At 38.0% G+C, this 25,560-nt stretch carries 25 protein-coding genes and 1 pseudogene; 4 read left to right on the top strand and 22 right to left on the bottom strand.

What is annotated here, in order from left to right; all coding sequences use genetic code 11:
• Nucleotide 1 precedes the first annotated feature (1 nt).
• From QUE18_RS00980 to QUE18_RS00920, 13 genes are all read right to left on the bottom strand, one after another.
• Complete coding sequence (locus QUE18_RS00980; protein ID WP_009203761.1) at nt 2-2,287, bottom strand: xanthine dehydrogenase family protein molybdopterin-binding subunit; 2,286 nt, start codon at nt 2,285-2,287, stop codon at nt 2-4.
• Nucleotides 2,284-2,757: a (2Fe-2S)-binding protein gene (locus QUE18_RS00975; RefSeq protein ID WP_008392385.1), complete on the bottom strand. Its 474-nt coding sequence runs from the start codon at nt 2,755-2,757 to the stop codon at nt 2,284-2,286. Before QUE18_RS00975 ends, QUE18_RS00980 begins: the two co-directional genes overlap by 4 nt.
• A 2-nt stretch (nt 2,758-2,759) precedes the next feature.
• The gene (locus tag QUE18_RS00970; protein ID WP_009203760.1) at nt 2,760-3,557 is read right to left on the bottom strand and encodes an FAD binding domain-containing protein; all 798 of its coding nucleotides are present in this window, start codon (nt 3,555-3,557) and stop codon (nt 2,760-2,762) included.
• 125 nt (nt 3,558-3,682) lie between these two features.
• Nucleotides 3,683-4,438, bottom strand: coding sequence for an anthrax toxin lethal factor-related metalloendopeptidase (locus QUE18_RS00965; RefSeq protein WP_009203759.1), 756 nt, complete (start codon nt 4,436-4,438; stop codon nt 3,683-3,685).
• A gap of 21 nt (nt 4,439-4,459) precedes the next feature.
• Entirely contained in the window at nt 4,460-4,549 is a 90-nt protein-coding gene (locus QUE18_RS00960) for a YSIRK-type signal peptide-containing protein (protein WP_226796598.1), read from the bottom strand.
• Between the two features lie 161 nt (nt 4,550-4,710).
• On the bottom strand, nt 4,711-5,769 hold the full coding sequence (locus QUE18_RS00955; RefSeq protein ID WP_009203758.1) for a type IV pilus twitching motility protein PilT: 1,059 nt from the start codon (nt 5,767-5,769) through the stop codon (nt 4,711-4,713).
• Nucleotides 5,770-5,780: 11 nt separating this feature from the next.
• Nucleotides 5,781-6,266 carry a hypothetical protein gene (locus QUE18_RS00950; protein WP_009203757.1) on the bottom strand — a complete coding sequence of 162 codons (486 nt, stop codon included), beginning with the start codon at nt 6,264-6,266 and terminating at the stop codon, nt 5,781-5,783.
• Entirely contained in the window at nt 6,253-6,693 is a 441-nt protein-coding gene (locus tag QUE18_RS00945; protein WP_009203756.1) for a hypothetical protein, read from the bottom strand. The genes QUE18_RS00950 and QUE18_RS00945 overlap by 14 nt, the downstream gene beginning before the upstream one ends.
• 8 nt (nt 6,694-6,701) lie before the next feature.
• Complete coding sequence (locus QUE18_RS00940; RefSeq protein ID WP_015530629.1) at nt 6,702-7,157, bottom strand: DUF4860 domain-containing protein; 456 nt, start codon at nt 7,155-7,157, stop codon at nt 6,702-6,704.
• A gap of 23 nt (nt 7,158-7,180) precedes the next feature.
• Entirely contained in the window at nt 7,181-7,516 is a 336-nt protein-coding gene (locus tag QUE18_RS00935) for a hypothetical protein (RefSeq protein WP_009203755.1), read from the bottom strand.
• Between the two features lie 12 nt (nt 7,517-7,528).
• Nucleotides 7,529-8,569, bottom strand: coding sequence for a type II secretion system F family protein (locus QUE18_RS00930; RefSeq protein ID WP_009203754.1), 1,041 nt, complete (start codon nt 8,567-8,569; stop codon nt 7,529-7,531).
• Between the two features lie 12 nt (nt 8,570-8,581).
• Complete coding sequence (locus tag QUE18_RS00925; protein ID WP_242852726.1) at nt 8,582-9,487, bottom strand: transglutaminase domain-containing protein; 906 nt, start codon at nt 9,485-9,487, stop codon at nt 8,582-8,584.
• Nucleotides 9,488-9,550: 63 nt separating this feature from the next.
• Entirely contained in the window at nt 9,551-10,417 is an 867-nt protein-coding gene (locus tag QUE18_RS00920; protein ID WP_008392375.1) for a LysR family transcriptional regulator, read from the bottom strand.
• Between the two features lie 160 nt (nt 10,418-10,577).
• On the opposite strand from QUE18_RS00920, the gene QUE18_RS00915 reads away from it, so the two are divergent.
• Nucleotides 10,578-11,237, top strand: coding sequence for a YczE/YyaS/YitT family protein (locus QUE18_RS00915; protein ID WP_022091581.1), 660 nt, complete (start codon nt 10,578-10,580; stop codon nt 11,235-11,237).
• Between the two features lie 81 nt (nt 11,238-11,318).
• Here the strand turns inward: QUE18_RS00915 and QUE18_RS00910 are convergent, their stop codons facing one another.
• The 3 genes and pseudogenes from QUE18_RS00910 to QUE18_RS13920 form a co-directional block, all read right to left on the bottom strand.
• Complete coding sequence (locus QUE18_RS00910; protein ID WP_009203752.1) at nt 11,319-12,224, bottom strand: CAP domain-containing protein; 906 nt, start codon at nt 12,222-12,224, stop codon at nt 11,319-11,321.
• A 36-nt stretch (nt 12,225-12,260) separates the two neighbouring features.
• Nucleotides 12,261-12,893, bottom strand: coding sequence for an endonuclease III domain-containing protein (locus QUE18_RS00905; protein WP_008392372.1), 633 nt, complete (start codon nt 12,891-12,893; stop codon nt 12,261-12,263).
• A gap of 13 nt (nt 12,894-12,906) precedes the next feature.
• Nucleotides 12,907-12,990, bottom strand: a pseudogene (locus tag QUE18_RS13920) (IS200/IS605 family transposase); the annotation flags it as partial.
• Nucleotides 12,991-13,073: 83 nt separating this feature from the next.
• Between QUE18_RS13920 and QUE18_RS00900 the strand changes: the two are divergent.
• Together QUE18_RS00900 and QUE18_RS00895 are read left to right on the top strand one after the other, a co-directional pair.
• Entirely contained in the window at nt 13,074-14,213 is a 1,140-nt protein-coding gene (locus tag QUE18_RS00900; protein ID WP_009203751.1) for an RNA-guided endonuclease TnpB family protein, read from the top strand.
• A 257-nt stretch (nt 14,214-14,470) separates the two neighbouring features.
• Nucleotides 14,471-15,199, top strand: a complete 729-nt coding sequence (locus tag QUE18_RS00895; protein WP_009203750.1) for a hypothetical protein — start codon at nt 14,471-14,473, stop codon at nt 15,197-15,199.
• Nucleotides 15,200-15,293: 94 nt separating this feature from the next.
• On the opposite strand, the gene QUE18_RS00890 is transcribed toward QUE18_RS00895, so the two are convergent.
• The 5 genes from QUE18_RS00890 to QUE18_RS00870 all read right to left on the bottom strand — a co-directional run bounded on the left by QUE18_RS00890 (nt 15,294) and on the right by QUE18_RS00870 (nt 19,486).
• Nucleotides 15,294-16,649, bottom strand: a complete 1,356-nt coding sequence (locus QUE18_RS00890) for an MATE family efflux transporter (RefSeq protein WP_009203749.1) — start codon at nt 16,647-16,649, stop codon at nt 15,294-15,296.
• 190 nt (nt 16,650-16,839) lie between these two features.
• A complete protein-coding gene (locus tag QUE18_RS00885; RefSeq protein WP_009265921.1) occupies nt 16,840-17,445 on the bottom strand; it encodes a cytidylate kinase-like family protein in 606 nt (201 codons plus the stop codon).
• A gap of 79 nt (nt 17,446-17,524) precedes the next feature.
• On the bottom strand, nt 17,525-18,475 hold the full coding sequence (locus QUE18_RS00880; RefSeq protein WP_008392368.1) for an Rpn family recombination-promoting nuclease/putative transposase: 951 nt from the start codon (nt 18,473-18,475) through the stop codon (nt 17,525-17,527).
• A gap of 85 nt (nt 18,476-18,560) precedes the next feature.
• Nucleotides 18,561-18,749: a DUF6472 family protein gene (locus tag QUE18_RS00875; RefSeq protein ID WP_008392367.1), complete on the bottom strand. Its 189-nt coding sequence runs from the start codon at nt 18,747-18,749 to the stop codon at nt 18,561-18,563.
• A gap of 11 nt (nt 18,750-18,760) precedes the next feature.
• Nucleotides 18,761-19,486 carry an HAD family hydrolase gene (locus tag QUE18_RS00870; protein WP_009203748.1) on the bottom strand — a complete coding sequence of 242 codons (726 nt, stop codon included), beginning with the start codon at nt 19,484-19,486 and terminating at the stop codon, nt 18,761-18,763.
• Between the two features lie 95 nt (nt 19,487-19,581).
• On the opposite strand from QUE18_RS00870, the gene QUE18_RS00865 reads away from it, so the two are divergent.
• On the top strand, nt 19,582-21,279 hold the full coding sequence (locus QUE18_RS00865; protein ID WP_009203747.1) for an ABC-ATPase domain-containing protein: 1,698 nt from the start codon (nt 19,582-19,584) through the stop codon (nt 21,277-21,279).
• Nucleotides 21,280-21,990: 711 nt separating this feature from the next.
• Here the strand turns inward: QUE18_RS00865 and carB are convergent.
• Entirely contained in the window at nt 21,991-25,224 is a 3,234-nt protein-coding gene (gene carB / locus QUE18_RS00860; RefSeq protein WP_009204713.1) for a carbamoyl-phosphate synthase large subunit, read from the bottom strand.
• Nucleotides 25,225-25,560 lie beyond the last annotated feature (336 nt).

The raw sequence follows: 25,560 nt of genomic DNA, 5'->3' as shown, positions 1-25,560 counted from the left end.
ATTATTCTTTCTCCAATAATCCCATAACGATCTTTTCACTGGTGATCGGCAATTCTCTGATCCATAATCCGGTTGCATTAAATACGGCATGGGCTAATGCTGGAGATGGTGTGTTGATAACGATCTCTCCAATGGATTTTGCTCCAAATGGTCCTGTTGGCTCATAACTGCTCTCAAATTCTACACGAAGCTTTCCAACATCGACTCTTGCTGGAACTTTATACTGCATGAAAGAATTTTGTTTTACATATCCATTTGGTGTGTAATCAACTCCCTCATACAATGCCATTCCGATTCCCTGACCGAGTCCGCCTTCTACCTGAACTCTTGCAAGATTTGGATTGACTGGTGTTCCACAATCTACAACCGCAACATAATCTAAGATTTCAATATGTCCTGTCTCTTTATCAAGCTCAATCTCAACCATTCCTACCATAAATGGTGGTGGGGATACTGGAGAACTGTTTGTCTCTGTCACCTGGAAAGTTTCATTATTGTTGCACATAGATGCTGTTGCGATGTCCACTAATGAAACTTCTTTGCCGCTCTCTGCATCTCTGACTTTCTTTCCGTCAAATTCCAGAGTATCTGTATCTGCAACTTCCATCATCTCAGCTGCTTTATTGAAAATATGTCCCTTTAATTTTTCGCAGGCACGTTCCACTGCTTTTCCTGTGACGTAGGTAGAACTTGATGCGTAAGATCCAGAATCGTATGGTGATGTATCTGTATCTGCTCCGCTGACCATGATATCATCAATAGAACATTCCAGACATTCTGCCGCCATCTGGGCCAAGATCGTATCACATCCAGTTCCCATATCCGCTGCTGCAATAGAAAGTGTATACAATCCATCGTCATTTAATTTGATCGTTGCAGAACCAACGTCAACGCCAGAAATACCGGAACCCTGCATCGCCATTGACAGTCCGACACTTCGAACTTTTCCATTTCCCATATCTTTGCATGGATATTTTTCATCCCATTTGATCATCTCTTTTGCACGGGCAAGGCATCGATCCAAAGCACAGCTGTTTGCTGTTTCTCCATAATATGCTGGCATCACATCGCCTTCACGGACCATGTTCATCTCACGGATCTTCGTTGGATCCATTCCTATCTTAGCTGCAAGTTCACTGACTGCTGATTCCAGCGCAAACACACCCTGTGTCGCACCATATCCACGATAAGCCCCAGCTGACATACGATTTGTATACACAACATCATATGCAAAACGATGTGCTTCCAGATCTCGATATAACGGAATTGATTTATGCCCAGATAACCCTACCGTTGTTGGACCATGTTCTCCATAGGCTCCTGTATTGGATAATGTATAAACATCGATCGCACGGATCTTTCCATTCTTGTTTGCTCCGACACGAACTGTTACCTGCATCTCATGTCTTGGTGAAGATGCGATCTGAGACTCTTCTCTTGAAAAAATAATCTTGGATGGTTTCTTTGTCATCCATGTGACAAATGCTGGATATACTTCGGAGATAGAACTCTGTTTTGCTCCAAATCCTCCACCAATTCTTGGTTTTGATACACGAATCTTTGATTTTGGAATGCATAATGCATTGGATAAGATCCTTCGTACATGGAATACGATCTGTGTGGAACTAACAACGTTCAATCTTCCATATTCGTCAATAAAACAATAAGTTCTGAATGTCTCCATCATTGCCTGCTGATTTGCTTTTGTATGATATGTATGTTCTACAACCACGTCGCAATCTGCTAATACCGCATCGACATCTCCTTCGTGTGTTTCTTCTGTTGCACACAGGTTTTTCTTATTATCTGCACCAATATTACATAATGCTTTCCAGTTATCTTCTGGATGCACTAGCGGTGTATCTTTATCCATTGCCTTACGTGGATCTAAGTTTGCTGGCAATACTTCGTATTCCACACGTAACATCTTGATCGCCTGATCAACGCACTTTTCATTCTCCCCAGCAACGATTGCAACGGGATCTCCAACATAACGGACATGCTGATCCAGAATCTGTCTGTCATATGGGCTTAATTCCGGATATGTCTGTCCTGCCATCGTAAAACGTTCCTGTGGCACATCTTCCCATGTATAAATCGCCTCAATCCCTGGCACTTTCATAGCAAACTGAGTGTTGATCGATTTGATCATTGCGTTCGCATATGGACTTCGAAGTAATTTCACGATCAGACATTCTTTTGGTGCCTTATCGTTTGTAAATACAGGTTTCCCTGTCACAAGTGCCATAGCGTCTTTTTTCATGATCGGCTGGTTAACTACTTTCATTCGGCACCTCCATCTTTATTTTTCTTATATTCCAAAAAGTCTAAGATTCCTCGAAGCTGTCCTTCATATCCAGAACATCTGCAAAGATTCCCCGCAAGGTATTCTTTGATCTCTTCTTCACTCGGATCTGGAATCTCTCTAAATAATGCAATCGCATTCATGATCATTCCTGGGTTACAAAATCCGCACTGTTCAGCCCCTTGGTTCGCAATAAAAGCTCCAAACTCAGCTGCTTCTTCCTGCAATCCTTCTAATGTATCGATCTTGTGTCCATCAACTCTTGCTGCAAGAATGGAACATGATAAGATTGGCTGGTCATCCATAAATACCGTACATAATCCGCAATTTGATGTCTCGCATCCACGTTTCACACTGTAACAACCAAGATCTCTGACGAGATCGATCAGGAGAGTGTCTGCATCAATCTGTGGGGTTACTTTCTTTCCATTTAATGTAAATGTAATCTCCATGTTTATTTTTCTCTCCTTTCTTCTAACTGTTCAAAGCCTCTTCTTAATAAGACTTTTGATAACTGTTCACGGTAAGCAGCACTTCCTCTCATGTTGCTTCCAAAATTCATCTGACCTGTCACTTCATCTGCGAGTTTTTTTCTTCCTTCATCATCTTTGATCTGTTCCATCCACTGATCTGATAATCTGACTCTGCAAGCTCTGGATGGTCTTGCACCGACAACCGCATATGCCTCTTTCTCACCTAATGAAACAGCGCAGGTCAAAACTGGAAAATCTGTCTTTGTATTTCTATGAGAAAGATAAACACTTTCCTGCGGATGCTTCTTAATGATCAGACGCACTAAAATATCATTTGGATATTTATTTGCTGCAAATTGATCTAATGGAATGATTCCTTCATGATGTAACTCCACATAACTGTCAAACGCCAGAAAACAGCTTAATACATCAGAAAAACCGAACTTTCCAAAAATACTTCCACCTACTGTCGCAAGATTACGGAACTGCACTCCGACAATGTGTGTCACACTTTCTTTTACCGCTCCCTGACTCCATGTATTTAATCCTTCATGAAGTTCGATCTGTCTTAGTGTTACCATTGCTCCGATTGAAAATTCCTCATCATTTTCTTCGATCTGATCAAGTCCAAGACCCGACAGATCAATTGCTTTTTGTACATTTCTTGTGACCATCTTAAGCCACAACATGCCACCGATCACGCAGTTGGTCTTCTTCTGATTCAGCTCATAAGCTTGCTCAAGACTTTCTGCTTTGACGTATTCCTTGATCTTTAACATCTTATTTCTCCTTTAATTTTTTAAAATATCCCTTGTTTATACATTCTTTCACATTCTACAGAGCAACACAGGCAATTGGCAAAAAAAAGAGTACTTTCTGAGAAAGTACTCCTTCAGGTATCGTCCTATAATCCCCAGTATTCTCCATAGGTATCTTTGATGTTCTGTACATCGCTGTCTGTAATTCCATCAATCGTACTCTTAACAAACTGGTAAGTTCTTGGTCTCTTTGATCTTAATGCGGATGGATGCTCCTTATAATCCTTGTAAGATTCTGCAAAATACTCAGATGCTGATTTGATCGCATATGCTTTGTTATATCCATCATATTTATTCTTCTCAGCATTGTAAATTGACTTCCATTCACTCGTTCCAACTTTATCTCCTGCAAGGAAATTAGCAAAATGTCCTAATTCGTGAAGCAATACAGAAGATCTCGCACTCTGAAGTGCGATCTTATGGCTCTTAACGCTAAATACACCTGTCGCTTCCGCATTTTTATCAATCACCATCTTAAACTTCAGATCTTCAAATGCATTCAAGATCTTACCATCTGCCTGAGAACCAAGTGTTCTTAATGTTGTTCCAGAAACACCAGACATCTGACTCAATTCAACCGTTGTTGTCTTGATCGTTGTCTGAACGACTGTCTTGATCGTTCTCTTCTTAGAACCCTTCTTGTCATAATCCTTCTGTGTTTTGACAACTTTTGTATTCACAACCTTACGTCTGGAATGATTCTGAGATGTTGTTGTTCTTCTCTTTGTTGTTTTCTTCGTCGTTACCTTCGGTTTCTTGCCAAGCGGTACTTGAATCCCATCAATTGATGTTGTTGCTTCGCTTGGATGCTGCATAGTATCAACGCTTTCATAGGAAGCCATCTGCTTCTCAAACTTCTCCTGCTAACAGTTATTGTAAAATGTGACTCCACCAAAAACCAATGCAACAGCTACTACTACGGACACCAATCCGACCATGACTTTCTTCTTCATAACTCTCGCCCCTTCTTAATATTAATATCTATACTCTTTGCTTTTATCTCTCAATCCCCATGTGAGAGACACTCACCCTATAATATATTTTTATCGTACAATATTCGCACTTTTTTGTCAATAAATTCCGATGGATTTCAGCCTGTTTCTGACCATATTCCTTAGCGGATCCTTTTTATTATCATTTCTGGATTGGATGCATATAAAATCGCAGTTTCTTTGCTGATCTGTCCTTCTTTATATAGATTGATCAATGACTGGTCCATAGATATCATTCCGCTCCCTGTAGAGGAATAGATCAAACCATCTATTTGATGCACTTTATTTTCACGGATCATATTGCGGATCGCCGGAGTCACTTCCATGATCTCAAACACAGGGATCAATGTTCCATCCATCGTTGGTATCAGCTGCTGGGAAATCACTGCCTGTAATACAGAAGCCAGCTGAATCATGATCTGACGTTGCTGATTTGGTGGAAATACATCTATGATACGTTCGATCGTATTCGCTGCCCCGATAGTATGAAGTGTTGAAAATACCAGATGCCCTGTTTCTGCAGCTGTCATAACTACCTGAATCGTTTCATAATCTCTCATTTCCCCAAGCAATATCACATCCGGACTTTGTCTTAATGCGGCTCTTAAGGAAGTAACATAATTTACAGTATCCATGTTTACTTCTCTCTGACTGACGATACTTTTCTTATGTTGATGTAAAAATTCCAAAGGATCTTCCAATGTGATGATGTGATCTTCTTTTGTTTCATTGATTTCTTCTATCATGCATGCAAGTGTCGTGGATTTTCCACTTCCCGCTGGTCCTGTTACAAGCACAAGTCCTTTGTTTAATTCACTTAATTTCATTACCTGCTCTGGTATTCTTAATTGCTTATAGTCTGGCAGGCGGAATGCGATCACACGGATCACTGCCGCTAAGGATCCTCTCTGTTTATACGCACTGACACGAAATCTTGACAACCCAGGAATTGCAAATGAGAAATCATCATCTCCTGTCTTCAACAGTTGATCTATGTCTCTGTCTAACGCTTTCTCATAAATCTCCCGGATCATTTTTTCCGTATCTTGCGGCATCATTTTTTCTTCATTGATACGACGCATCACTCCATTTACTTTCATCGTCAATGGAAGCCCTGCTACAATAAACAGATCTGAGGCTTCCTCTTTTGCTGCTAATGTTAAAAATTCTTCAATATTCATACTGACCCCTTTTACTTATTTCGATAAACCGGAAGGAAATCATCCTTCTTCCATGCCCCAACAGCTTCTTTCTTCCATTTGATCACTTCATAACACGGATCATTCTTTTTCTCCGGATAATAAATCTGCAATTTCACAGATAACTGCTGTTTGTCTGTGATACTTTCCTGAAATGCAATTGTTTTCTCTTTTTTATTATATGAAATCCCCTTGCTTTTTGTAAACGATCGACTAACCCTTTTCATATAATCTTTTTTATCCTTAGATCTGCGATACAACTTCCATAGTTTCTCATCGATCGCTCCAACTTGTTCATTCGCCGCATTGGATGCCTGATAAAAAGCCGACGTACGTTCCAAATTCTTTTTACTTAACGTATGATCTGCCTTGGCACTTGAAAATGTCAAAGCCGCAAAAACTGCTAAACAGACCATAGCTAACACGAGCACGATCGAAGCTGCTCCAATCCCTAAAAATGGCATTTTACGATCTTTCATTATCTTTCCTTTCCTGCCTGTATCTTAAAATATCAAGCCGATAAATCTGTTGGTTTCCCCTCCACATCGTAATCTTTCCCAGAACTTTCGCTGGCTGCCTTTCAAGCTTTATCGTCATATGATAACGGGCTTTTGTTTTCTTTATCTCATTCCAATCCTGATCATAATAACACTGATAATCTCCGGCTTTACCATCTATTTGTGTAAAATATTCTTGAAAATCTTTGATGTCATAAGCACCCGCTTCTATCAGTTCTGCAGCTTGTGTTACATAATTTTTTGTTTCTGTCATTTCTCTTGCTTTTGCACTGATGTTATGAGCTTTTACAAATACCTGAAGCAGGATTGATCCACAGATTGCAAAAAAGAATAATACCATCATTAATTCCATCAGGATCAGGTGTGTTCCATTGCTTTTTTGTCTCATACTTCCTCCTAATTCCTGCTGTGTCTGTATACACAGTTCTGATATATCTTGCCATCACTTCCCTGAATCTTTATATGATACAGCTGTTTTGTTTCTATTACAGAAAAATCTTTTGCTGCCACGATCTTTTCTCCCTGCATCGTTGTTGTATCCAGACCTTCTCTTACCATTAATTCTCTCAACGCACCCTTCTCTTGATAGAGATATGTATTGTATTTTTTCCCATTGATCTTTTCTGTATGGATCAGGGCTGTGCGTCCATGAAAGCTGCCGATCTCGATGCTGTCCTTTTCATCCCACTGTCTTATCTTTTCTGTTACATAAGAAATATCGATCCGTTCCTCATAATCCTCATTCATCACAGAAGCTGTATGACTATATATATTCGCCCCGATCATACTCAAGGAAAACGCACAAACTGCAAACACTGCAAATAAGATCACAAGAAACATCTGATCTGTCATATGTCTTTGTCTCTCCAAAAACCTCACCTCTCATTCAATGGGATCACCGTAACTTGTGGCATGCGGTTAGACCCAATGATCTCATATGAGATCACAAACTCGTCTTTGTCATACTCCAATCCATAATGTTTCTCCATATAAGAAAGACTTTCTGGATATCGCCCTTCTACACTGTAACATTGTACCGCCCCTTTGATCACGGCTTCTTTCAGACTTTCTTCCTGTCTTTTCTTTGTTTCCCGAAAAATCTGGCTGCTGCTATTCCATAACACAGCCACCATAATGCCACAGATCATAACTGGCAGGAAAATTCGAATTTTATTGTCAATTTTTCTTTGTTTTTGAAAACGATTTCTCAAAATCTGCCTCCCTTATCCAATTCCAGCCATAATACCAACTAGTGGCAACATGACAGATAATAAAATGATCCCTACGATCACACATAAGATTCCTACCAGCGTCGGTTCTAACACAGCGATCATCTTCTGAATCTGATCCTGCAGTTGTTTCTGATACAGATCTGCTGCCTGTTCCATTACCTCATCTACGGCACCCGTTTCATAACCAATGATCATCAATCTTTCCTGCATTCCATCAAAAATATGTGCTTCTTTCAATGCTTTCGGAAATGTTTCTCCTTCTTTGATCTGTTCCTGACATTGCTGAATCTTCATTTTCAATGGTTCATAATCTGTCAGTTTCTCAGAAAGTGACAAACTTTCATCCATGTCAAGTCCACTCTTTAAAGCCATCGCCATTCCACTTGCGAATCTTGTTCTTGCACGTTTCCATGCGATTTTCTTCATAAATCCGATGGTTTGTATCTTCGAGATAAATTCAATTCTTGCCTTTTTATAAAAAATAACGAAAAATACTATGATCAAGATCACCACTGCCAAAACTACCAGAACAATTGCTGACTGCCTCATCCAACCTCCAATATTCAATAACTGACGTGCAACTCCTGTCATCTCTTGCCCTAATTGCATATATACCTGTTCAAATACTGGCATAACTTTTATAAATAATACTGCAACGATCACTAACAACATCCCGAGCATCGCAACCGGATAAGTCACTGCACTCTTGACCTCATCTAATATTTCTTCTTCCCTCTGGTAATATGCCGCCAATGCTTCCATCGTCTCATCCAGTCTTCCTGTCTGTTCTCCGATCTCCGTCATATGAAGTGCATATTCTGGGAAAACCCCTGTTTTCTTCATTGCAGGATAAAGCATTCCACACATTTCAAGTTCTTCGCGGATCTCTTTTAATATCTCCCCGCCTTCTGTCTGGACATCTCCATCTTCCATAATGTAAATCCCCTCAAGCGATGAAATCCCAGATTTCAAGATCAGCGCCATCTGACCACAAAATGTGATCAGTTCTTCGTTGCTAAGTTTCTTCTTCATATCTATCCCTTCTTAATAACTATACTGAAGTACATAATGTTCTCCATTCCCAATATATTCTTTCACATCTTCCTTGTTATCACTATTCGCTGCCAGTGTCGGATCCATTAACTCCCAGCTTTTCCCATCGAACTGAATGATATTATCTACCCATCCCTTTTCATTCAGCCAGGTACTGATCCAGGCATGATAGATATCCCCTGAATACCCGATCTCAAGCTTGGTCGGAATTCCCTGCGAACGCAGCATCGCCGTCATCAGAGCAGCATAATCAAAGCAGATTCCCTTCTTTGTCTTCAATGTCTCATCTACCGATGGCAGATATCCACTCTGAACATTCTGCGCTTTCTCATCATCATATTTTACATTTTTGACCACATAATTATAAACAGCTTTGACGATTGCCAGATCATCTTTGGAATCTTTTGCCAGTTTCTTCGCTTCCTTTACTGCTTTCGTCTTACTTGTAAATTCTACATACTGGTTAGGATATAAAAATGGCAGAAATTTATTTTTTAATTTCACCTCAAAACTATCCATCATCAAAACACTGTATTCATCGTCCTGCACATTTTCATATACAGAGATCTGATATGTACCATTTCCACTGGTCAATGGAAAATATGTCGGCTCTTCTGTCCGTTCAATAAAATATTTATATACTTTATTATTCTTTCCGATCACTTCAACACTGATCTTCTTTGCACTTCCCTTATATCGCAGTGCTACATAGCCTTGAGCCACATTCGATATATCAACCACAGCCTCCCCATGATCCAAAACTTCCTTCCCCGGTGCTTCTGGCTTTAATACTCCTGCTTTCTGAGCTGTTACCTGCTTCTTCCGGCCACATCCGCCAAATGGTAACATAATGATCAGGCATGTCACGATCAGTATTATTTTTATGACATACTTCATAAGAATTCTCCTTGTATTTACTTCCTCTAGTATAACAGATTCACAATATGCCTTCTAATTTTTTTACGTATACAAATGCTCTCTTACATAATTTAAAAACTGCTTCTTTGCATAATCCAATGGCTTATTTTTTCTATAAAATAGTGATATCACAGAATGTAATTCATCTTCTAATGGTATCATTTTAACTCCAGCACATTTAGCTTCTCTATAAACCGTTGAAAATGTGATCGTAACCCCAACCCCTTCACTTACAAAACTCATGATTGTATTTGCTTGTGGAAATTCAAAAGCTATTTTCGGTTCAAATCCTGCTTTCTCACAACTCTTATAAAACACTTCGTAACTTCCGCTGCCTCTCTCTGGGAAGATAAAAACATCATCTTTCAATTCTTTCAGTTGAAGTCGATCTCTTCCATAAAGCGGATGTTTTTCATATAACACTGCACACAATTTATCATCATACAGTGGGGAAAAACGGAATTTTTTCTGATCTTCCATCATATTTTCTCTCAAGATCAAGAAATCATAACGATCGGAGTTTTCCTGAATATCACTTGCGATTCTTTCATCAATCACAAGTTTGATATCTGGATATTCTTTTCTGAAATCCGCCACCAATCTTGCAAAATGATATGGTGCAAGAACCGGCATACAACCAATCTTAATTTCCTGATTTTTCTGAACATTTTTCAACATCTCTTCATAGGTTCCCGTCATTTTCTTTGCATAAGACAAAAAGATCTCTCCTTCTTTGGACAACTCAAATTTCCTTGTATTCCTGCGGATCAGTGTAATTCCTAACTCATTTTCCAACTTACGGATCTGTTTTGATAATGCACCTTGTGTCATGTTACAGGCATATCCAGCTTCTGTGAAATTTTTCTGTTTACATAATTCCATATAATAATATAATTGCTGTATTTCCATTTTTCCATACCTTTTTCAAATATCTTCGTATATTCCTATTTGGAATATATCAAATCTCAACTGGAATTGCAATACTTCGCTCTCTATATATATAATAAGAAACACAAAGGGAATACGATTGATAAAATATGAAATTTTGATGAAAGGAATCGTTGATATTATGAAAAACAAAAAAAGATTTTTTTACCATAGATTGTTATTTTATATTTTAGGACTGTTGATCATGTCTGTTGGTTCTAATTTATTTTTGAAAGCAGCTCTTGGAGTTGCACCTAGCTGTACGATGGCTTTGACATTAAGTTATCTTTCCCCAGTTCACAGCTATGCCTTATTTAACTTCCTGATCAACTCTACTTTCTTAGTTTGCGAAGCTCTGATCCTTCATGAATTCGGGAAAATGCAGTTGACTCAGCTTGGTTTGACTTTTGTTTATTCTTTATTTATCGAATTTACTTCTTATGGTTTATTCTTTATTGAACCTCATGGACTTGCCGCTAAGATTTTACTATCTGTCATCGCATGTGCCGTTCTATCAATAGGTGTCGGATTCACGATCAGTTCCGGGTTCGCTGTTATGCCAATGGAAGGACTTGTGAAAACTATCTCTGATAAGAAAAATATAAGCTTTGGCGCTGTCAGAGTTTGTCTGGAAGTTTTATTTACTGTATGTTCTGCGATCTCTTCTTTTGTATTGCTTCCAGAATTACCATCCGTTGGAATCGGAACCGTGATCGCCGCTTTCTTAAGTGGTAATATTACAAATATATTTTCTTCTCTATTTCATAAGAGAATCAATGCCTACCTTGGATTTCAGGCATAATCCTATAGAAAAAAAACGTAATCTCAAATGAACCTCTTGAGATTACGTTTTTTTATTCTATCCTGCTTCTTTAGTTTTTGCCTATTCCCATGGATCGATTTGCTGATTCGTCGGTACAACTTTGATCTTCTTTGAAATCGTTATCTTTGTCCCTGTTTTTAATTTTGCAGAAATCGTCACTGTTCCAGCTTTATTTCCTGTGATTCTTCCATTCGAGTCAACAGATGCCACGGATGGATTACTACTCTTCCATGATGTGAAAGATGATGTATTGATCACTGTTGGATACACACCGTACTCTTTCATCATTTTGCCTTGATATGTTGGCTTCATCTGCATTTTTTCTGTTTCCCATATTGTACCGTATCTGCTGTCTAGTTTTAAATAACTCTTCTTTAAATATGAATTCTTTGTCACGATATTTTTTGTAAATTGCTTTCTTGCCTTGGATTTTTCTACTTTCTTTGCTTTGGAACTGCTAAAGTCTAATACCCAGGTATTGGCTTCGTATCCGTCTCTTGACACAACCGTAACTGCTGCAACCCCTACACTTTTTGCATTCGAAAGTAACAGACCTTTTCTATGTGTGGAAGAATTGATCCAACCCTTTACGATCTGCTTCGGTGTAGTTTCTGCGGATTGTGCGCAGTTTTCATAGATGATCTTCTTGTTGATACTTTTTGAAAGCTTTCCATTTGGTCTTCTATGCGGACTTGTTTCTGGAATATAGATCGTTGTTTCAAATCCACGCATAATTGCTGAATTTGTCAATCCTCGATCCATCTTCAATGCTTTGCGTCCATTTTTCTTACGGTATTTGTTCACTTCTTTTAAGATTTTCTGTGCATCGTTATAATCCTGATATCCTGTAACAGATAATTTCCCTGTAGAAGCAGCCTCTACCTTCTTCTGGCTGACTCCTGCAGTTGTAAATAGCATTGCCGCTGCTAATGCAATACTGGCAGCTCTTCTTAATAGTTTCCTCATAAACTTTCTCCTTTCATACTTTTGATCATGGTACCTTTATATAATTTGTGCACAGATATCATTCAAACAACATCTCTCACAATGAGGCTTTGTTCTTGCCGTACAGACATCTCTTCCATGCCATACCAGCCTGTGGCAGAAATCACTTCCTTCTTCTGGTGGAACGATCTCCCATAATGCCATCTCAACTTTTTTAGGGTCTTTTATCCCATCAACCAATCCAATCCGGTTGACCAAACGGATACAATGTGTATCCGTAACGATCGCAGGTTTGCCAAAAACATCTCCCATGATCAGGTTGGCACTTTTTCTTCCGACCCCAGGAAGACTTAGAATCGATTTAAAATCGGTTGGGATCTTACCGTTATATTCATCTCTTAAAACTTTCATACATTTGCTGATATCTCTTGCCTTGCTCTTTCCAAGACCACAGGGTCGTACGATTTCTTCAATATCTGCAACGTCTGCTGCTGCCAGTGCTTCTACTGTTGGATATTTTTCAAATAATCCTTTTACCACGACATTTACTCGTGCATCCGTACACTGAGCCGCCAGTCTTACGCTAACTAATAATTTCCACGCCTGATCATATTCCAGTGTGCAGTCTGCATCTGGATATTCATTCTTCAGACGCTCAATGACTTCTAGTGCTAGTTCTTTTTTATTCATAAATTAAATCCTTTCGTTTGCCATAGGTACTATGTTGTTTTATATGTACTTTTAGGCTGTATTTTCGTCTGTTATGACGATTATATCTATTGTCCATAGTTTACCTCTGATAATGATTGACTCTCACTAACTAATATTATATAATATTTTTAGTGAAATATCAATGAAAGGAGTACATCTATGCAACAGATGACTATAACAGCAAAAGTTCAAATAGTCGCTACTGATACAGATAAAGTTTTGCTTGATAAAACTATGTCTGTTTATCGTGATGCCTGTAATTATGTTTCAGACTATGTATTCCAAACTCATGATTTAAAGCAGTTTTCACTTAATAAGGTTTTGTATTCTACTCTAAGAGAAAAATTTGGTCTTAAATCGCAAATGGCTCAGTCCGTTTTGAAAACGGTCATTGCAAGATATAGAACCATTCTCGAAAATCAAAATGAGTGGATACGACCAACCTTCAAGAAACTTCAGTATGATCTAGTTTGGAACAGAGATTATTCTTTAACGCAAAACTGTTTTTCTGTGAATACACTTAATGGTCGTGTTAAACTGCCATATTTCGCTGAAGGTATGTCTAAATATTTTGACCACACAATCTACAAGTTTGGTACAGCTAAGCTTACAAACAAACATGGTAAATATTATCTTCACATACCAGCAACTTATGATGTCGAAGAAAGTAATATTTCTGACATTTGTAATGTCGTAGGTATTGACAGAGGTATTAACTTTGTCGTTGCCACTTATGACAGTAAGCACAAATCAGGTTTTGTCAGCGGCAAGACTATTAAACAAAAACGTGCTAACTATTCCAAACTCCGTAAAAAACTCCAAATGCGACAAACTCCATCTTCAAGGCGAAGATTAAAAGCGATCGGTCAGCGAGAAAACCGTTGGATGCAAGATGTTAACCATTGTGTATCAAAGGCACTCGTTGAGAACAACCCAAAGCATACACTCTTTGTATTAGAAGATTTGTCGGGTATTCGTAATGTTACAGAGCGTGTCAGGATTAAAGACCGTTATGTTTCTGTATCGTGGTCGTTTTATGATTTAGAACAGAAACTGATTTACAAGGCTAAGCAGAATCAGTCTTCTGTAATTAAGGCAGCCCCTCATTATACAAGCCAGTGTTGTCCTGTTTGTGGACATACTGAAAAGTCCAACCGTAACAAGAAGATACATTTGTTTACTTGTAAAAACTGTGGCTATAAGTCTAATGATGACCGTATAGGAGCTATGAATCTGTATCGTATGGGAATAAACTATCTTGTTGATAGCCAAGTACCTAATACAGTTGTAACAGAGTAAACTTTGTTACAAAGGGTGTTGTCAACCACCCTATGATGTAACGCCACTTTAGATAGCAATATCTATTGGTGTTAAAGGTCGGAGACGTAAGTCGTTAGTACGACTGGGCAGTTACAAGCCCACCACCTTTAGGTGGTGGGTAGTTGACGTAACAGTATCCTCCTTGAATGTTGTTTTATCATTATTATACCTTGTATTTTTGCATATTTCTATGCTATAATGATTTTGTATTTTTTGTTCATCGAAAGGAGAATTTTATGAAGAAAAGTATTTTAAAATGTGCTTCTATTTTTCTGGCATCTGTATTAACAGTAGGTATGTGTTCTGCTTATAGTGTAAATGCGAAAGCAAAATTTTCTCTACCTAAAAAGACAACCTTAAGTTATGACAAAAAAAATAATGGCGAGAATGGTTTTTACACAAATGTGATCTATATCAAGGGAACAAATCGCTCTAATTCAGAATCCATCCTGCGTAATGGTATGAAGGTTAAATCTTCAAATAAAAAGGTTATTTCTACAAAAACTTTTGGAAAAGATTATTATCTTATTGCAGATAACAATCAGGTAGGAATCGGTGTAAAACTTAAGAAAACAGGATCAACAAAAATCACTGCAAAATTTAAATACAGAGGTAAAACTTACTCTGTAAAAACAACAGTCAAAGTTATAAAATACTCAAATCCTTTTAAGAAGATTATAGTGGATGGAAGAGACTGTACTTCTGATTTTAAGAATAAAAACGGATCTGGGATTTCCTTTATGGGACGTAATATCAAGATCACTCCTAATAAGAACTGGAGAGTAAAATCTATTTATACTTACAAGCCAGGAGCTACTAAAATGAAAAGAGTAAAAGGTTCTTCCGTTACAATTCCAACAAATTACCGTGCTTTTATTACAATGGAAAATAAAAAGAATAAATTAATAGAAAAAGTTACTTTTGATGAAATGGATACTACTGAAGATCCTGGATTTACATTCTAGACACAATTTTAAAACAACCCAGAATTGTCTTTTTATACCTGACGATTCTGGGCTGTTCTTATCTTCTACAATTTCTTTATTTGAGCTGTTTCATTTAAATCAATTCCATTCTCTGCCATTTCCCTTGTATGTATCGTTTGACAAACAGGATTCCTCTGAATACCCAGTCTAATGTCATTGCTACCCAGACTCCGAAGACTCCAAGTCCCATCCATTTTCCAAGAACAACGCTGCAGAAGATTCTAAATATCCACATCGTGGCTGATGCTACAACCATACAGTATTTGACATCATTTGCGGCTCTTAATGTGTTCGGGATCGTGAATGCTGGCGGCCAGATCGTTACACAGCATAAAGTATGATATAATAAGATCTTTCTTGTGATCGCTGCTGTTTCTGGTGATAAATGATATACCTGAATGATCAGTGGTAAGATCATAACTACGATGATATTTAATGCGATCAATGCTGCATAGGCTACTTTTAACAGCTTCTTTGTATAGTATCTTGCAGCTTCATAATCCCCAGCTCCGATGCATCTTGATACAACGGTCAGCACTGCAAATCCTACTCCGATTCCTGGGATCAACTCAAATGATGCTACCACATTTCCGATGGCATTGGCTGTGATAGATGATGTCCCAAATCCTGCAACGATACTTAATACCATGATTCTTCCTAACTGGAACATACTATTTTCGATTCCGTTTGGTACTCCGATATGTAAGATCTTCTGTATTAAATATCCCTTAAAATGAAAATGGATATGTTTGCTTAAATGCACATCCTGATTTTGTTTTGCGAGCAGTCTTACCATAACAACTGCTGCAACAATTCTTGATACTAATGTTGGGATCGCAACTCCTTCAACTCCAAATTTAAACCCATAGATCAAAATCGCATTTCCTGCGATGTTGATACCGTTCATCAACATAGACATATTCATAGAAATCTTTGAATTCCCCATGATACGGAATAATGCGGCACATCCATTATATATTGCAATAAATGGAATAGATGCCGTGACGATCATCAGATATATTTCTGCGTTATGCATAACTCCTGGTTCAATATTTCCAAACACTACATTTAAAATAAAGTTTTTACATGCATAAATTCCTGCCATGATCACTACAGATAATGAAACAATAAATAAGATCAACTGGTCTGCTGTCTTACATGCCATGATATTTTTTCTCTGTCCGAGAAACTGCCCTGCAACGACGGCTCCTCCAGTTGCCAATGCCGAGAACAGATTGATCATCAATACCATAACACTGTCTACCAATGAAACTCCTGATACAGCTTCTTCTCCAACATTCGCTGTCATGATAGAGTCCGCAAGTCCTACCGTTACAGTTAACATCTGCTCAATGATCAACGGTATGATCAATCGTACGAGATCTTTATTTGAAAACATCCTGTTCCTTGCACTGTCTGTAATTTCCATATTATTTCCTTTCTTTTTCTGTGTTTTAAAGATTATTTCTGTGTTTTGTCTTTTGTTTTACAGTTTTTATCTTATCACACTTTTGATTTTGTTCAAGGTCTGATTAAAAATATTTACATTTTCTCATTTTTATACAAAAAATATACAAGGTATCTTTTGATACCTTGTATACATTGCATATCATCGTTTTTTATTTCACATAATCCATGATAATTTCAACTGCTTTCTGGATTCCTGTCCTTGCTGAATTGATCATGAGATCATAATTACCGGGGTCTCCCCATTTTTGTTTTGTATAATAATTATGATAAGAAGATCTCTCCCAATCGGTTTGCTTGATCATCTTCTTCGCTTGTCGTTCTGTCACATGTTCTGTCTCTACGATCCGTTTGATCCGTTCTTCTAGAGGACTGTGGATAAAGAAACTGTAGCAGTTTTCGTGATCCTTAAGCACCACATCTGCACATCTTCCCACGAAAATGCAGGATTCATTCTCTGCTGCCAGTTCATGGATCACATGTGCCTGGATCATAAATAATTTCTCTGGTGTCATGATCTCTTCTGTGTCAACGCCTGGAAATCTGTGTCCGATCGGGACATTGATAATGTGGCTGTAGACTGCATTCTCCTCGTGATTCTTTACAAACTCTTCCGACATATCACTTTCTTCGGCAACTCTTGCCAAAATCTCTTTGTCGTAGAAAGGAATTCCAAGCTTCTTGGATAACTGCTGTCCGACCTCTCTTCCTCCACTGCCGAATTCTCTGGAAATGCATATGATCGTATTTTTCTTCATATTGCAACACCCCTTTTCTTGAATTACTTTATGTATTCCTTTGGTAATTGTATTAACCATCCTGTGACTGGTTTTATTCTTATATCAAAAAATTACAAATTTCTTTTTCATCTTTATCAGGATATTTTCTTATTAAATTATATATTTTCTCAATAATTTCTTGATCTTCTAACAGATCATCTGCTATTTTATCTACCGTATCTCCTTTTTCAATTTTTCTCTGTACTAGTGTCACTAATTTTAAAAGTTCACCTTTCCTTATTCCTATATTCTCTGCACTTCTTAATTGACTCGCTTTATCGCGGATTGCCATTTGTTCCCTTAAATAAAGATATCTCTCACTCTCATCTTGGCTCATCTTAATCATTTCATCCCTCACCTTTTCCATGTAATGATTTCCTTCAGATTCTTCTCTGATTTCTTCCCAAGTACTTGCTGAAATTAATTTAGCCCATTTATAAAGATCTTGTTTTCTTGCTTTTCCTTTTGTCGTTGCTATTTTACTTAATTCTATCACATGAAATTGAAATTTACTACTATACAATTCACCTGTTGTATCATCTTTTAATAAAATTCTATGATAAAATCCAGGACTTTTTAAATAATTAAAATCAAGAATTCCTACATGAATACATGGAGGTAATTCATAATAAGATTCTCCCTTTTTTAATCCCTCTGTAAACATCCGACAATTATAAAATAAACTTCTCTCTGCCCAATCTTCCTGATACGTATTTTGCATCTCGATATTAATCTTTTTGCCACCATTTAAGATTAATTTGACATCTAGTATTCCCTCTTTTTCTTCTTTTACTTCACCTTCCACAAAAGGATCCGTAACCTCCAACTCTTCAATATCTGTTTCCTTTAAATGCAACAATGCTATTAAAAATCCTTTTACTATCTCTTCATTCTTAAATATCTTTTGAAATGCATAATTATTGGTCAAACAAATATTTAATTCTTCCTTACTTGCTGCTCTCTTTCTTAATTGCGCTTCATTGAAATCTGTAATGTCTTTATTCCCCATATTTTCTCCTTATATTACAAATTATGTAAATTGTTTCATTTATATTTTAACAGATTTCCATTTATTGTCAATTATTTCTTACCTTTTAATTTTGCTTCCTTACGATTGCATATTCATCGTCCATCTGGAAATAAGGGCAATCCCAATCGCTATAGCTCATAAATCTTGCCATCTCATCTTCATCTAAATTAATATCACATACATAATATTCATAATCTTCATCATACACATAATTACTACAATATTCGCACCCTGCGCTTTTCTTCTTTGCCATATATTCTCTCCTTATTTTTGTGTTTCTTCTATATCTAATGTTACGCCCTGTAAAATCTCTGCAAATTCCAGCAAAGATTCACATTTTCCAAATAATATATCATCGACTTTACTTGTATCCTGCACGATATCTGGGATCATCACTGGATTCATGCCTGCTCCATGTGCGGAACGGATTCCATTGATCGCATCTTCTAATGCGATCGCTTTTGATGGATCGACTTTTAATTGTCTGCATGCTTCGATATAAATATCTGGCTCTGGCTTTCCGTGTTCGATCATATTTCCTGTGATCACGGAGTCAAAGTAGTCAAAAATCCCTTCTCGTTTCAGATTACTTACGGCGTGTTCTTCACTGGAAGATGTTGCAACTCCGATCTTTAGTCCTTTTTCTCTGAGGACTTTCAAAATCTCATGAAGACCTTTCTTGGCTGGCACCCCGTCTTCAACCAATTCATAATATGCATCTCTGTATCCATCCAAAAATTTATCAAATGGAAAATCATTTCCGTAATGTTCTAAGAAATATTTCTTACGATTTGTAAGGTTTGTTCCCAATGTATTGACAATATTATGCCCCAGAGGTCCATATCCCAGACGTTCTCCTGCAATATCCCATGACTTCTGTACATAGCGTTCACTGTCAAACATCAGCCCGTCCATATCAAAAACAACGGCCTGTATCTCTTTTAATTTATTAAGATCCATCGTCTCTATTCCGCCTTCCTTGTTGATCATCTTTCTATGATACCACGGATTTCCTTTGATTTCATCTGGTTTACAAAAATCGCACTGACTGTTATCATGGATTTTAAGATTAGGAGGAACTATTTATGAAATCGTCATCGAATTTAAAATCACTATTAAAAAATATTGACCGTAAAGGATATCCTGCATATAAAAATACGCAAGGTACTTATGATTTTGGAACTTATTTTCTTTCCATTGATCATGTACAAGGCGATCCTTTTGCATCTCCATCAAAATTAAGTATCCATGTGAAAGGAAGATCAGCTGGATTTCCTGCTTCTTTTTATGATACAAAATATAAACAGGTTGCACTCTGTGATCATTTGACACGATTATTTTATCAAACTTTATCTAAGATCTCTTTTCGTGCCAAAGGTTCTGGAAAAAGCGGTTTATTTTCTGTCAGTAAATGTGGACAACAGGTACTAGAACGAACTGCATGTACGATCAATCCTTCCAACGGTGACATCTCTGTTCATTTTGAAGCTGGTTTCCCTGCAAATGGACGAACTGTAAATGCGAGAGAATTGGATAAAATGTTGTTTGGACTGTTGCCAGATTGTGTTTCATCTTCTTTGTTTTATAAAAATATTGATCAAAAAATGTTGGAATCAGTAATTTATTTATCCGAAGATCAACATACAATCCGTAAAAAACTGTCTTCTATGGGACTTGTCGCATTTATTGCAGATGGCTCTGTTTTGCCTAGAGAAAGTGGTATCTCACAGAAACCTTTAAGAAACTGTGTGAAATTCCAGTCACCAGATACTTACCGTGTATCTTTTGAACTTCCACATCAAGGAATGATCACGGGTATGGGAATTCCGAAAGGAATCACCCTGATCGTTGGTGGTGGATATCATGGAAAATCGACGTTATTAAAAGCATTGGAACTTGGTGTTTACGATCATGTCAAAGGGGATGGTCGTGAATTTGTCATTACTGATCCAACTGCCATGAAGATTCGTGCAGAAGATGGAAGAAGTATTACAAATACAGATATTTCTATGTTCATTAATAACCTGCCAAATGGGAAAAATACGGTTTCTTTTGACACAGAAGGTGCCAGTGGAAGCACCTCACAGGCTGCAAATGTAGTTGAAGCCATGGAAACGGATTCTTCTTTATTCTTAATTGACGAGGATACGAGTGCCACCAACTTTATGATCCGTGATGAACTGATGCAGCGTGTAGTTCTTCGTGATCAGGAACCGATCACTCCTTTTATCGAACGGATTCGTGAATTGTACGAAAGATATGATATTTCTTCGATCATCGTTGCTGGAAGCTGTGGATCTTATTTCCATCCGGCAGATCATATCATTCAGATGGATCAGTATATACCAAAAGATATCACTACAGCCGCCAAAGACGCAGCAAAAGATTTCCCTATGGTTTCACTGCCTGAAAAGAAACATCCAGATCCTTGTTTTGACCGTTGTTTCAACGCTGGAAATCATTTGAAGAAAGAACGCAAGATCAAGATGAAAACACTTGGAAAAGATGCTTTTTCGATTAACAAGGATACAGTTGATCTAAGATATGTGGAGCAGATTGCTGATACTGAACAGACAACAGCTCTTGGTTATGCTTTGTTGTATGCGAAACTTCATTTGATGGATGGGAAGAAAGATCTTTGTGCAGTTGCAGATGAATTAATGCAGATGATTGAAACAAAAGGACTTTCTGCACTCTTGGATAGTAAGTATGTGAAAAGTAATCTGGCGATGCCTCGGAAGCAGGAAGTTATGGCAGCGATGAATCGTTATCGAAATCTCTGATTTGTGGATAGTGTTGCATGTATGAGTCAGAAAGAAAATAAGAAAAAATATTTAGAAAAATACAGGGTGACACTCCGCATTTTTGAAAGCGTTTTTTACAAATCGCTGATCCGCGCCTGTTCCTTTGATAACTTCCTGGCTGCGAGCCAAAATGCCCGCAGCTACGGTCAGACAATCAACCACAGGGCGCTGCGAATTTGTAAAAAACGCATTCAAAAAGTGCTCATGTTGTCACCCTGTATTCTTCTAAATATTTTTTCTTATTTTCTTTCTGACTCATACAACGGAACGCTATTCAAATCACTACACAGTGTGTATGTTAAACGGTATTGACTGATAAGTTTTGAATTCGTTGACGGAAGATAAAAGAAACTTACGAAAACCAATAACGTTTAACATACACCCCACCTAAGTTTTCCAATCTTGTAATTGTCCACACTTTAGCCTTCAGGTATATGATAAAAAATAAATAAACGATCGGAAGAGTAGCATTAGAATTTTGCCACGTTTTTTGCGGATTCGCAGCCGGCTTGGTGTGCTGTCTGAGCCTCAAAGAGTTCTGATTTAAACACCCTTGAAGGCGAGTTGCACAAGGAAAGCCGGCGGATCAGCGATCTGCAAAAAACGTGAGCAAAATTCTCTAGCTGCTCTTCCAATCGTTTATTTATTTTTTATCATATACTGAAAGACTACAGTTGGCCAACACACAAATTACAACTTATCAGAAATCTGTGCATGTAATCCCTGTAATGAATTCACTTCTTCATTCTGATCCTGATGTGCTTTTACATAAGCGATTCCTTCAGCTGCTGCTTTGGCTGCTGCGATCGTTGTATAATATGGAATCTTCGCTTTGATCGCACCTTTTCTTAGGTAACTATCATCGTTCACGCTGTCTTTTCCGACTGGAGAGTTTACAATAATATCGATATTACCATTTGTGATAAGGTCAAGGATGTTTGGTCTTCCTTCGCTTAATTTATTGACTTTCTCAGCTTCAATTCCAGCTTCTTTGATCAGTTTACATGTGTTTTCTGTTGCAAGGATCTTGAATCCGTCGTCTGCGAATGCTTTTGCTACTTCTACAACTTCTTCTTTATCCTTGCGATTTACAGAAATCAGTACCGTTCCTCCTAATGGAAGTTTCGCTCCAACACCTTCCTGTGCTTTGTAGAAAGCTTCTCCATAGGATTTGGATAATCCAAGAACTTCTCCTGTAGAACGCATTTCTGGTCCTAGAACTGGGTCTACTTCTTGGAACATATTGAATGGGAAGGCTGCTTCTTTGACTCCATAATATGGAATTGCCTGTTCTTTTAATTCTGGTACTGGTGATGGTTTTCCTGTTAATTCAGATGTGATGATCTGTGTTGCCAGTGGAACCATTCTCACGTTACATACTTTGGATACCAAAGGTACTGTACGAGATGCACGTGGGTTTGCTTCTAATACATAAACTTTATCATCCTCGATCGCATACTGCATATTCATTAGTCCTTTGACATGCATTTCTTCTGCGATCTTTCTTGTGTATTCTTTGATCGTTTCCAGGTTTTCTTCTGAAATATGAACAGATGGAAGAATACAAGCGGAGTCTCCTGAATGAACTCCTGCAAGTTCGATATGTTCCATCACTGCTGGTACAAATGCGTGTGTTCCGTCACTGATCGCATCTGCTTCACATTCCATCGCATGATTTAAGAAACGGTCGATCAGGATTGGGCGGTCTGGTGTTACACCAACGGCTGCTTTCATATATCCTGCCATGCTTTCGTCATCATAGACAACTTCCATTCCACGTCCACCAAGAACGTAGGAAGGTCTTACCATCACTGGATATCCGATCTTTCCTGCGATCTCTAATGCTTCTTCTACTGTTGTTGCCATTCCTGATTCCGGCATTGGAATCTCTAATTTATCCATCATTTCACGGAACAGATCACGGTCTTCTGCAAGGTCAATGACAGATGGAGATGTTCCAAGAATCTTCACACCATTTTTCTCAAGTTCGGCAGCAATATTCAGTGGTGTCTGTCCACCAAACTGAGCGATCACTCCTAATGGTTTTTCTTTATTATAAATACTTAATACATCTTCCACTGTTAATGGTTCGAAATATAATTTATCGGATGTATCGTAATCTGTAGATACTGTCTCTGGGTTGCAGTTTACGATGATCGTCTCGAATCCCATTTTCTTCAGTGCCTGAGATGCATGTACACAGCAGTAGTCAAATTCAATACCCTGTCCGATACGGTTTGGGCCTCCACCTAAGATCATGATCTTTTGTTTATCTGTGGATACTGGGTTCTTGTCTTCTGCATTATATGTTGAATAATAATATGCACTGTCTGGCGTTCCGCTTACATGAACCCCTTCCCATGCTTCTTCGACACCGATTGAAATACGTTTATTTCTGATATCTTCTTCTGGAATCTCTAATAACTGACTTAAATATTTGTCAGAGAAACCATCTTTCTTCGCTGATGTTAACATTTCATCAGATGGCATGTTTCCTTTGCATGCAAGAAGCTTTTCTTCTTCTTCAACTAACTCTTTCATCTGCTCGATAAAGTATGTTTTTACTTTTGTCAGTTCAAAGATCTCATCGACAGTTGCACCTTTTCTTAATGCTTCGTACATGATGAAATGACGTTCGCTTGATGGTGACACTAATTTCTTTAACAATTCTTCTTTTGTTAAAGTATCAAAGTTGTTCGCATGTCCAAGTCCGTAGCGTCCTGTCTCTAAGCTTCGGATCGCTTTCTGGAATGCTTCTTTGTATGTCTTACCGATACTCATAACTTCACCAACAGCACGCATCTGTGTTCCAAGTTTGTCTTCGACACCTTTGAATTTCTCAAATGCCCAACGTGCAAACTTGATAACGACATAGTCACCGTCTGGTACATATTTATCTAATGTTCCGTATTTTCCACATGGAATATCTTTTAATGTTAAACCTGCTGCAAGCATTGCAGAAACTAAAGCGATCGGGAATCCTGTCGCTTTGGATGCTAATGCTGAGGATCTTGATGTTCTTGGATTGATCTCGATAACAATAATACGGTCTGTCACTGGATCATGAGCAAACTGTACGTTTGTTCCACCGATCACCTGTACAGAATCTACAATCTTGTATGCCTGTTCCTGTAATCTCTGCTGACATTCTTCAGAGATCGTGAGCATCGGTGCGGAACAGAAGGAGTCTCCTGTATGCACTCCTAATGGATCGATATTCTCAATGAAGCAGACTGTGATCATATTTCCTTCTGCATCACGGACAACTTCTAATTCTAATTCTTCCCATCCAAGAATGGATTCTTCTACAAGTACCTGTCCAACTAAACTTGCCTGAAGTCCTCTTGCCATAACGGTCTTCAATTCTTCTTTGTTATATACCAGTCCTCCACCGGCTCCACCCATTGTGTAAGCTGGACGAAGTACCACTGGATAACCAAGCTTATCAGCGATCTTCAACCCATCTTCTACGCTGTAAGCAACCTCGCTTCGAGCCATCTCGATTCCAAGTTCGTCCATTGTCTTCTTAAACTCGATACGGTCTTCTCCACGTTCAATACTATCTACCTGTACACCAATTACTTTGACATTATACTTATCTAAAATACCCTTTTTATATAACTCTTCGCATAAATTTAATCCGGACTGCCCACCTAAGTTTGGAAGTAAAGCATCTGGACGTTCCTTTGCAATGATTTCCTCTAAACGTTCTGCGTTCAGCGGTTCAATGTAAGTTTCGTCAGCTGTCTCTGGATCTGTCATGATCGTTGCTGGATTGGAGTTGACCAATACGATCTCATATCCAAGTTTACGAAGCGCCTTACACGCCTGTGTCCCCGAATAGTCGAATTCGCATGCCTGACCGATGATGATCGGACCAGAGCCAATGATCAACACTTTGTTAATATCTGTTCTTTTTGGCATAAAAATAATTCCTCCTTTAGACTTTATTATTATTATATAAGAAAATCAGTGAAATCGGAATCATTTTGTGAAGTTTTTTTAACTATGTTAACTTTGGATTTTCTTACCAATTCATAAGAATTTCTTAATGACAATTTATAAATCGTTTATATTTGTTTATATTCTGTATATTGAATCTCGAAATGGAAATGATTATACTATAACCATACCTCAAGGAAAGACCTAAAAGATAAGACAATAAAAGAATTTCAGGAAACATCCTACAGGTATAGTTTTTTCATATATATTTTTAATCCTCTCTTTTCAAAAAGGAAACCATCACACCCCAGATGGTTT

Origin of the sequence: Anaerostipes hadrus ATCC 29173 = JCM 17467, assembly GCF_030296915.1 — a bacterium.
GTDB lineage: Bacteria > Bacillota > Clostridia > Lachnospirales > Lachnospiraceae > Anaerostipes > Anaerostipes hadrus.
This window is presented reverse-complemented; position numbering and strand designations above follow the sequence as displayed.

Coding starts and splice junctions, on each gene's coding strand:
- QUE18_RS00980 (WP_009203761.1), bottom strand. CDS start 2,287: ATGAAAGTAGTTAACCAGCCGATCATGAAAAAAGACGCTATGGCACTT.
- QUE18_RS00975 (WP_008392385.1), bottom strand. CDS start 2,757: ATGGAGATTACATTTACATTAAATGGAAAGAAAGTAACCCCACAGATT.
- QUE18_RS00970 (WP_009203760.1), bottom strand. CDS start 3,557: ATGTTAAAGATCAAGGAATACGTCAAAGCAGAAAGTCTTGAGCAAGCT.
- QUE18_RS00965 (WP_009203759.1), bottom strand. CDS start 4,438: ATGGCTTCCTATGAAAGCGTTGATACTATGCAGCATCCAAGCGAAGCA.
- QUE18_RS00960 (WP_226796598.1), bottom strand. CDS start 4,549: ATGAAGAAGAAAGTCATGGTCGGATTGGTGTCCGTAGTAGTAGCTGTT.
- QUE18_RS00955 (WP_009203758.1), bottom strand. CDS start 5,769: ATGAATATTGAAGAATTTTTAACATTAGCAGCAAAAGAGGAAGCCTCA.
- QUE18_RS00950 (WP_009203757.1), bottom strand. CDS start 6,266: ATGAAAGATCGTAAAATGCCATTTTTAGGGATTGGAGCAGCTTCGATC.
- QUE18_RS00945 (WP_009203756.1), bottom strand. CDS start 6,693: ATGAGACAAAAAAGCAATGGAACACACCTGATCCTGATGGAATTAATG.
- QUE18_RS00940 (WP_015530629.1), bottom strand. CDS start 7,157: ATGACAGATCAGATGTTTCTTGTGATCTTATTTGCAGTGTTTGCAGTT.
- QUE18_RS00930 (WP_009203754.1), bottom strand. CDS start 8,569: ATGAAGAAGAAACTTAGCAACGAAGAACTGATCACATTTTGTGGTCAG.
- QUE18_RS00925 (WP_242852726.1), bottom strand. CDS start 9,487: ATGAAGTATGTCATAAAAATAATACTGATCGTGACATGCCTGATCATT.
- QUE18_RS00920 (WP_008392375.1), bottom strand. CDS start 10,417: ATGGAAATACAGCAATTATATTATTATATGGAATTATGTAAACAGAAA.
- QUE18_RS00915 (WP_022091581.1), top strand. CDS start 10,578: ATGAAAAACAAAAAAAGATTTTTTTACCATAGATTGTTATTTTATATT.
- QUE18_RS00910 (WP_009203752.1), bottom strand. CDS start 12,224: ATGAGGAAACTATTAAGAAGAGCTGCCAGTATTGCATTAGCAGCGGCA.
- QUE18_RS00905 (WP_008392372.1), bottom strand. CDS start 12,893: ATGAATAAAAAAGAACTAGCACTAGAAGTCATTGAGCGTCTGAAGAAT.
- QUE18_RS00900 (WP_009203751.1), top strand. CDS start 13,074: ATGCAACAGATGACTATAACAGCAAAAGTTCAAATAGTCGCTACTGAT.
- QUE18_RS00895 (WP_009203750.1), top strand. CDS start 14,471: ATGAAGAAAAGTATTTTAAAATGTGCTTCTATTTTTCTGGCATCTGTA.
- QUE18_RS00890 (WP_009203749.1), bottom strand. CDS start 16,649: ATGGAAATTACAGACAGTGCAAGGAACAGGATGTTTTCAAATAAAGAT.
- QUE18_RS00885 (WP_009265921.1), bottom strand. CDS start 17,445: ATGAAGAAAAATACGATCATATGCATTTCCAGAGAATTCGGCAGTGGA.
- QUE18_RS00880 (WP_008392368.1), bottom strand. CDS start 18,475: ATGGGGAATAAAGACATTACAGATTTCAATGAAGCGCAATTAAGAAAG.
- QUE18_RS00875 (WP_008392367.1), bottom strand. CDS start 18,749: ATGGCAAAGAAGAAAAGCGCAGGGTGCGAATATTGTAGTAATTATGTG.
- QUE18_RS00870 (WP_009203748.1), bottom strand. CDS start 19,486: ATGATCAACAAGGAAGGCGGAATAGAGACGATGGATCTTAATAAATTA.
- QUE18_RS00865 (WP_009203747.1), top strand. CDS start 19,582: ATGAAATCGTCATCGAATTTAAAATCACTATTAAAAAATATTGACCGT.
- carB (WP_009204713.1), bottom strand. CDS start 25,224: ATGCCAAAAAGAACAGATATTAACAAAGTGTTGATCATTGGCTCTGGT.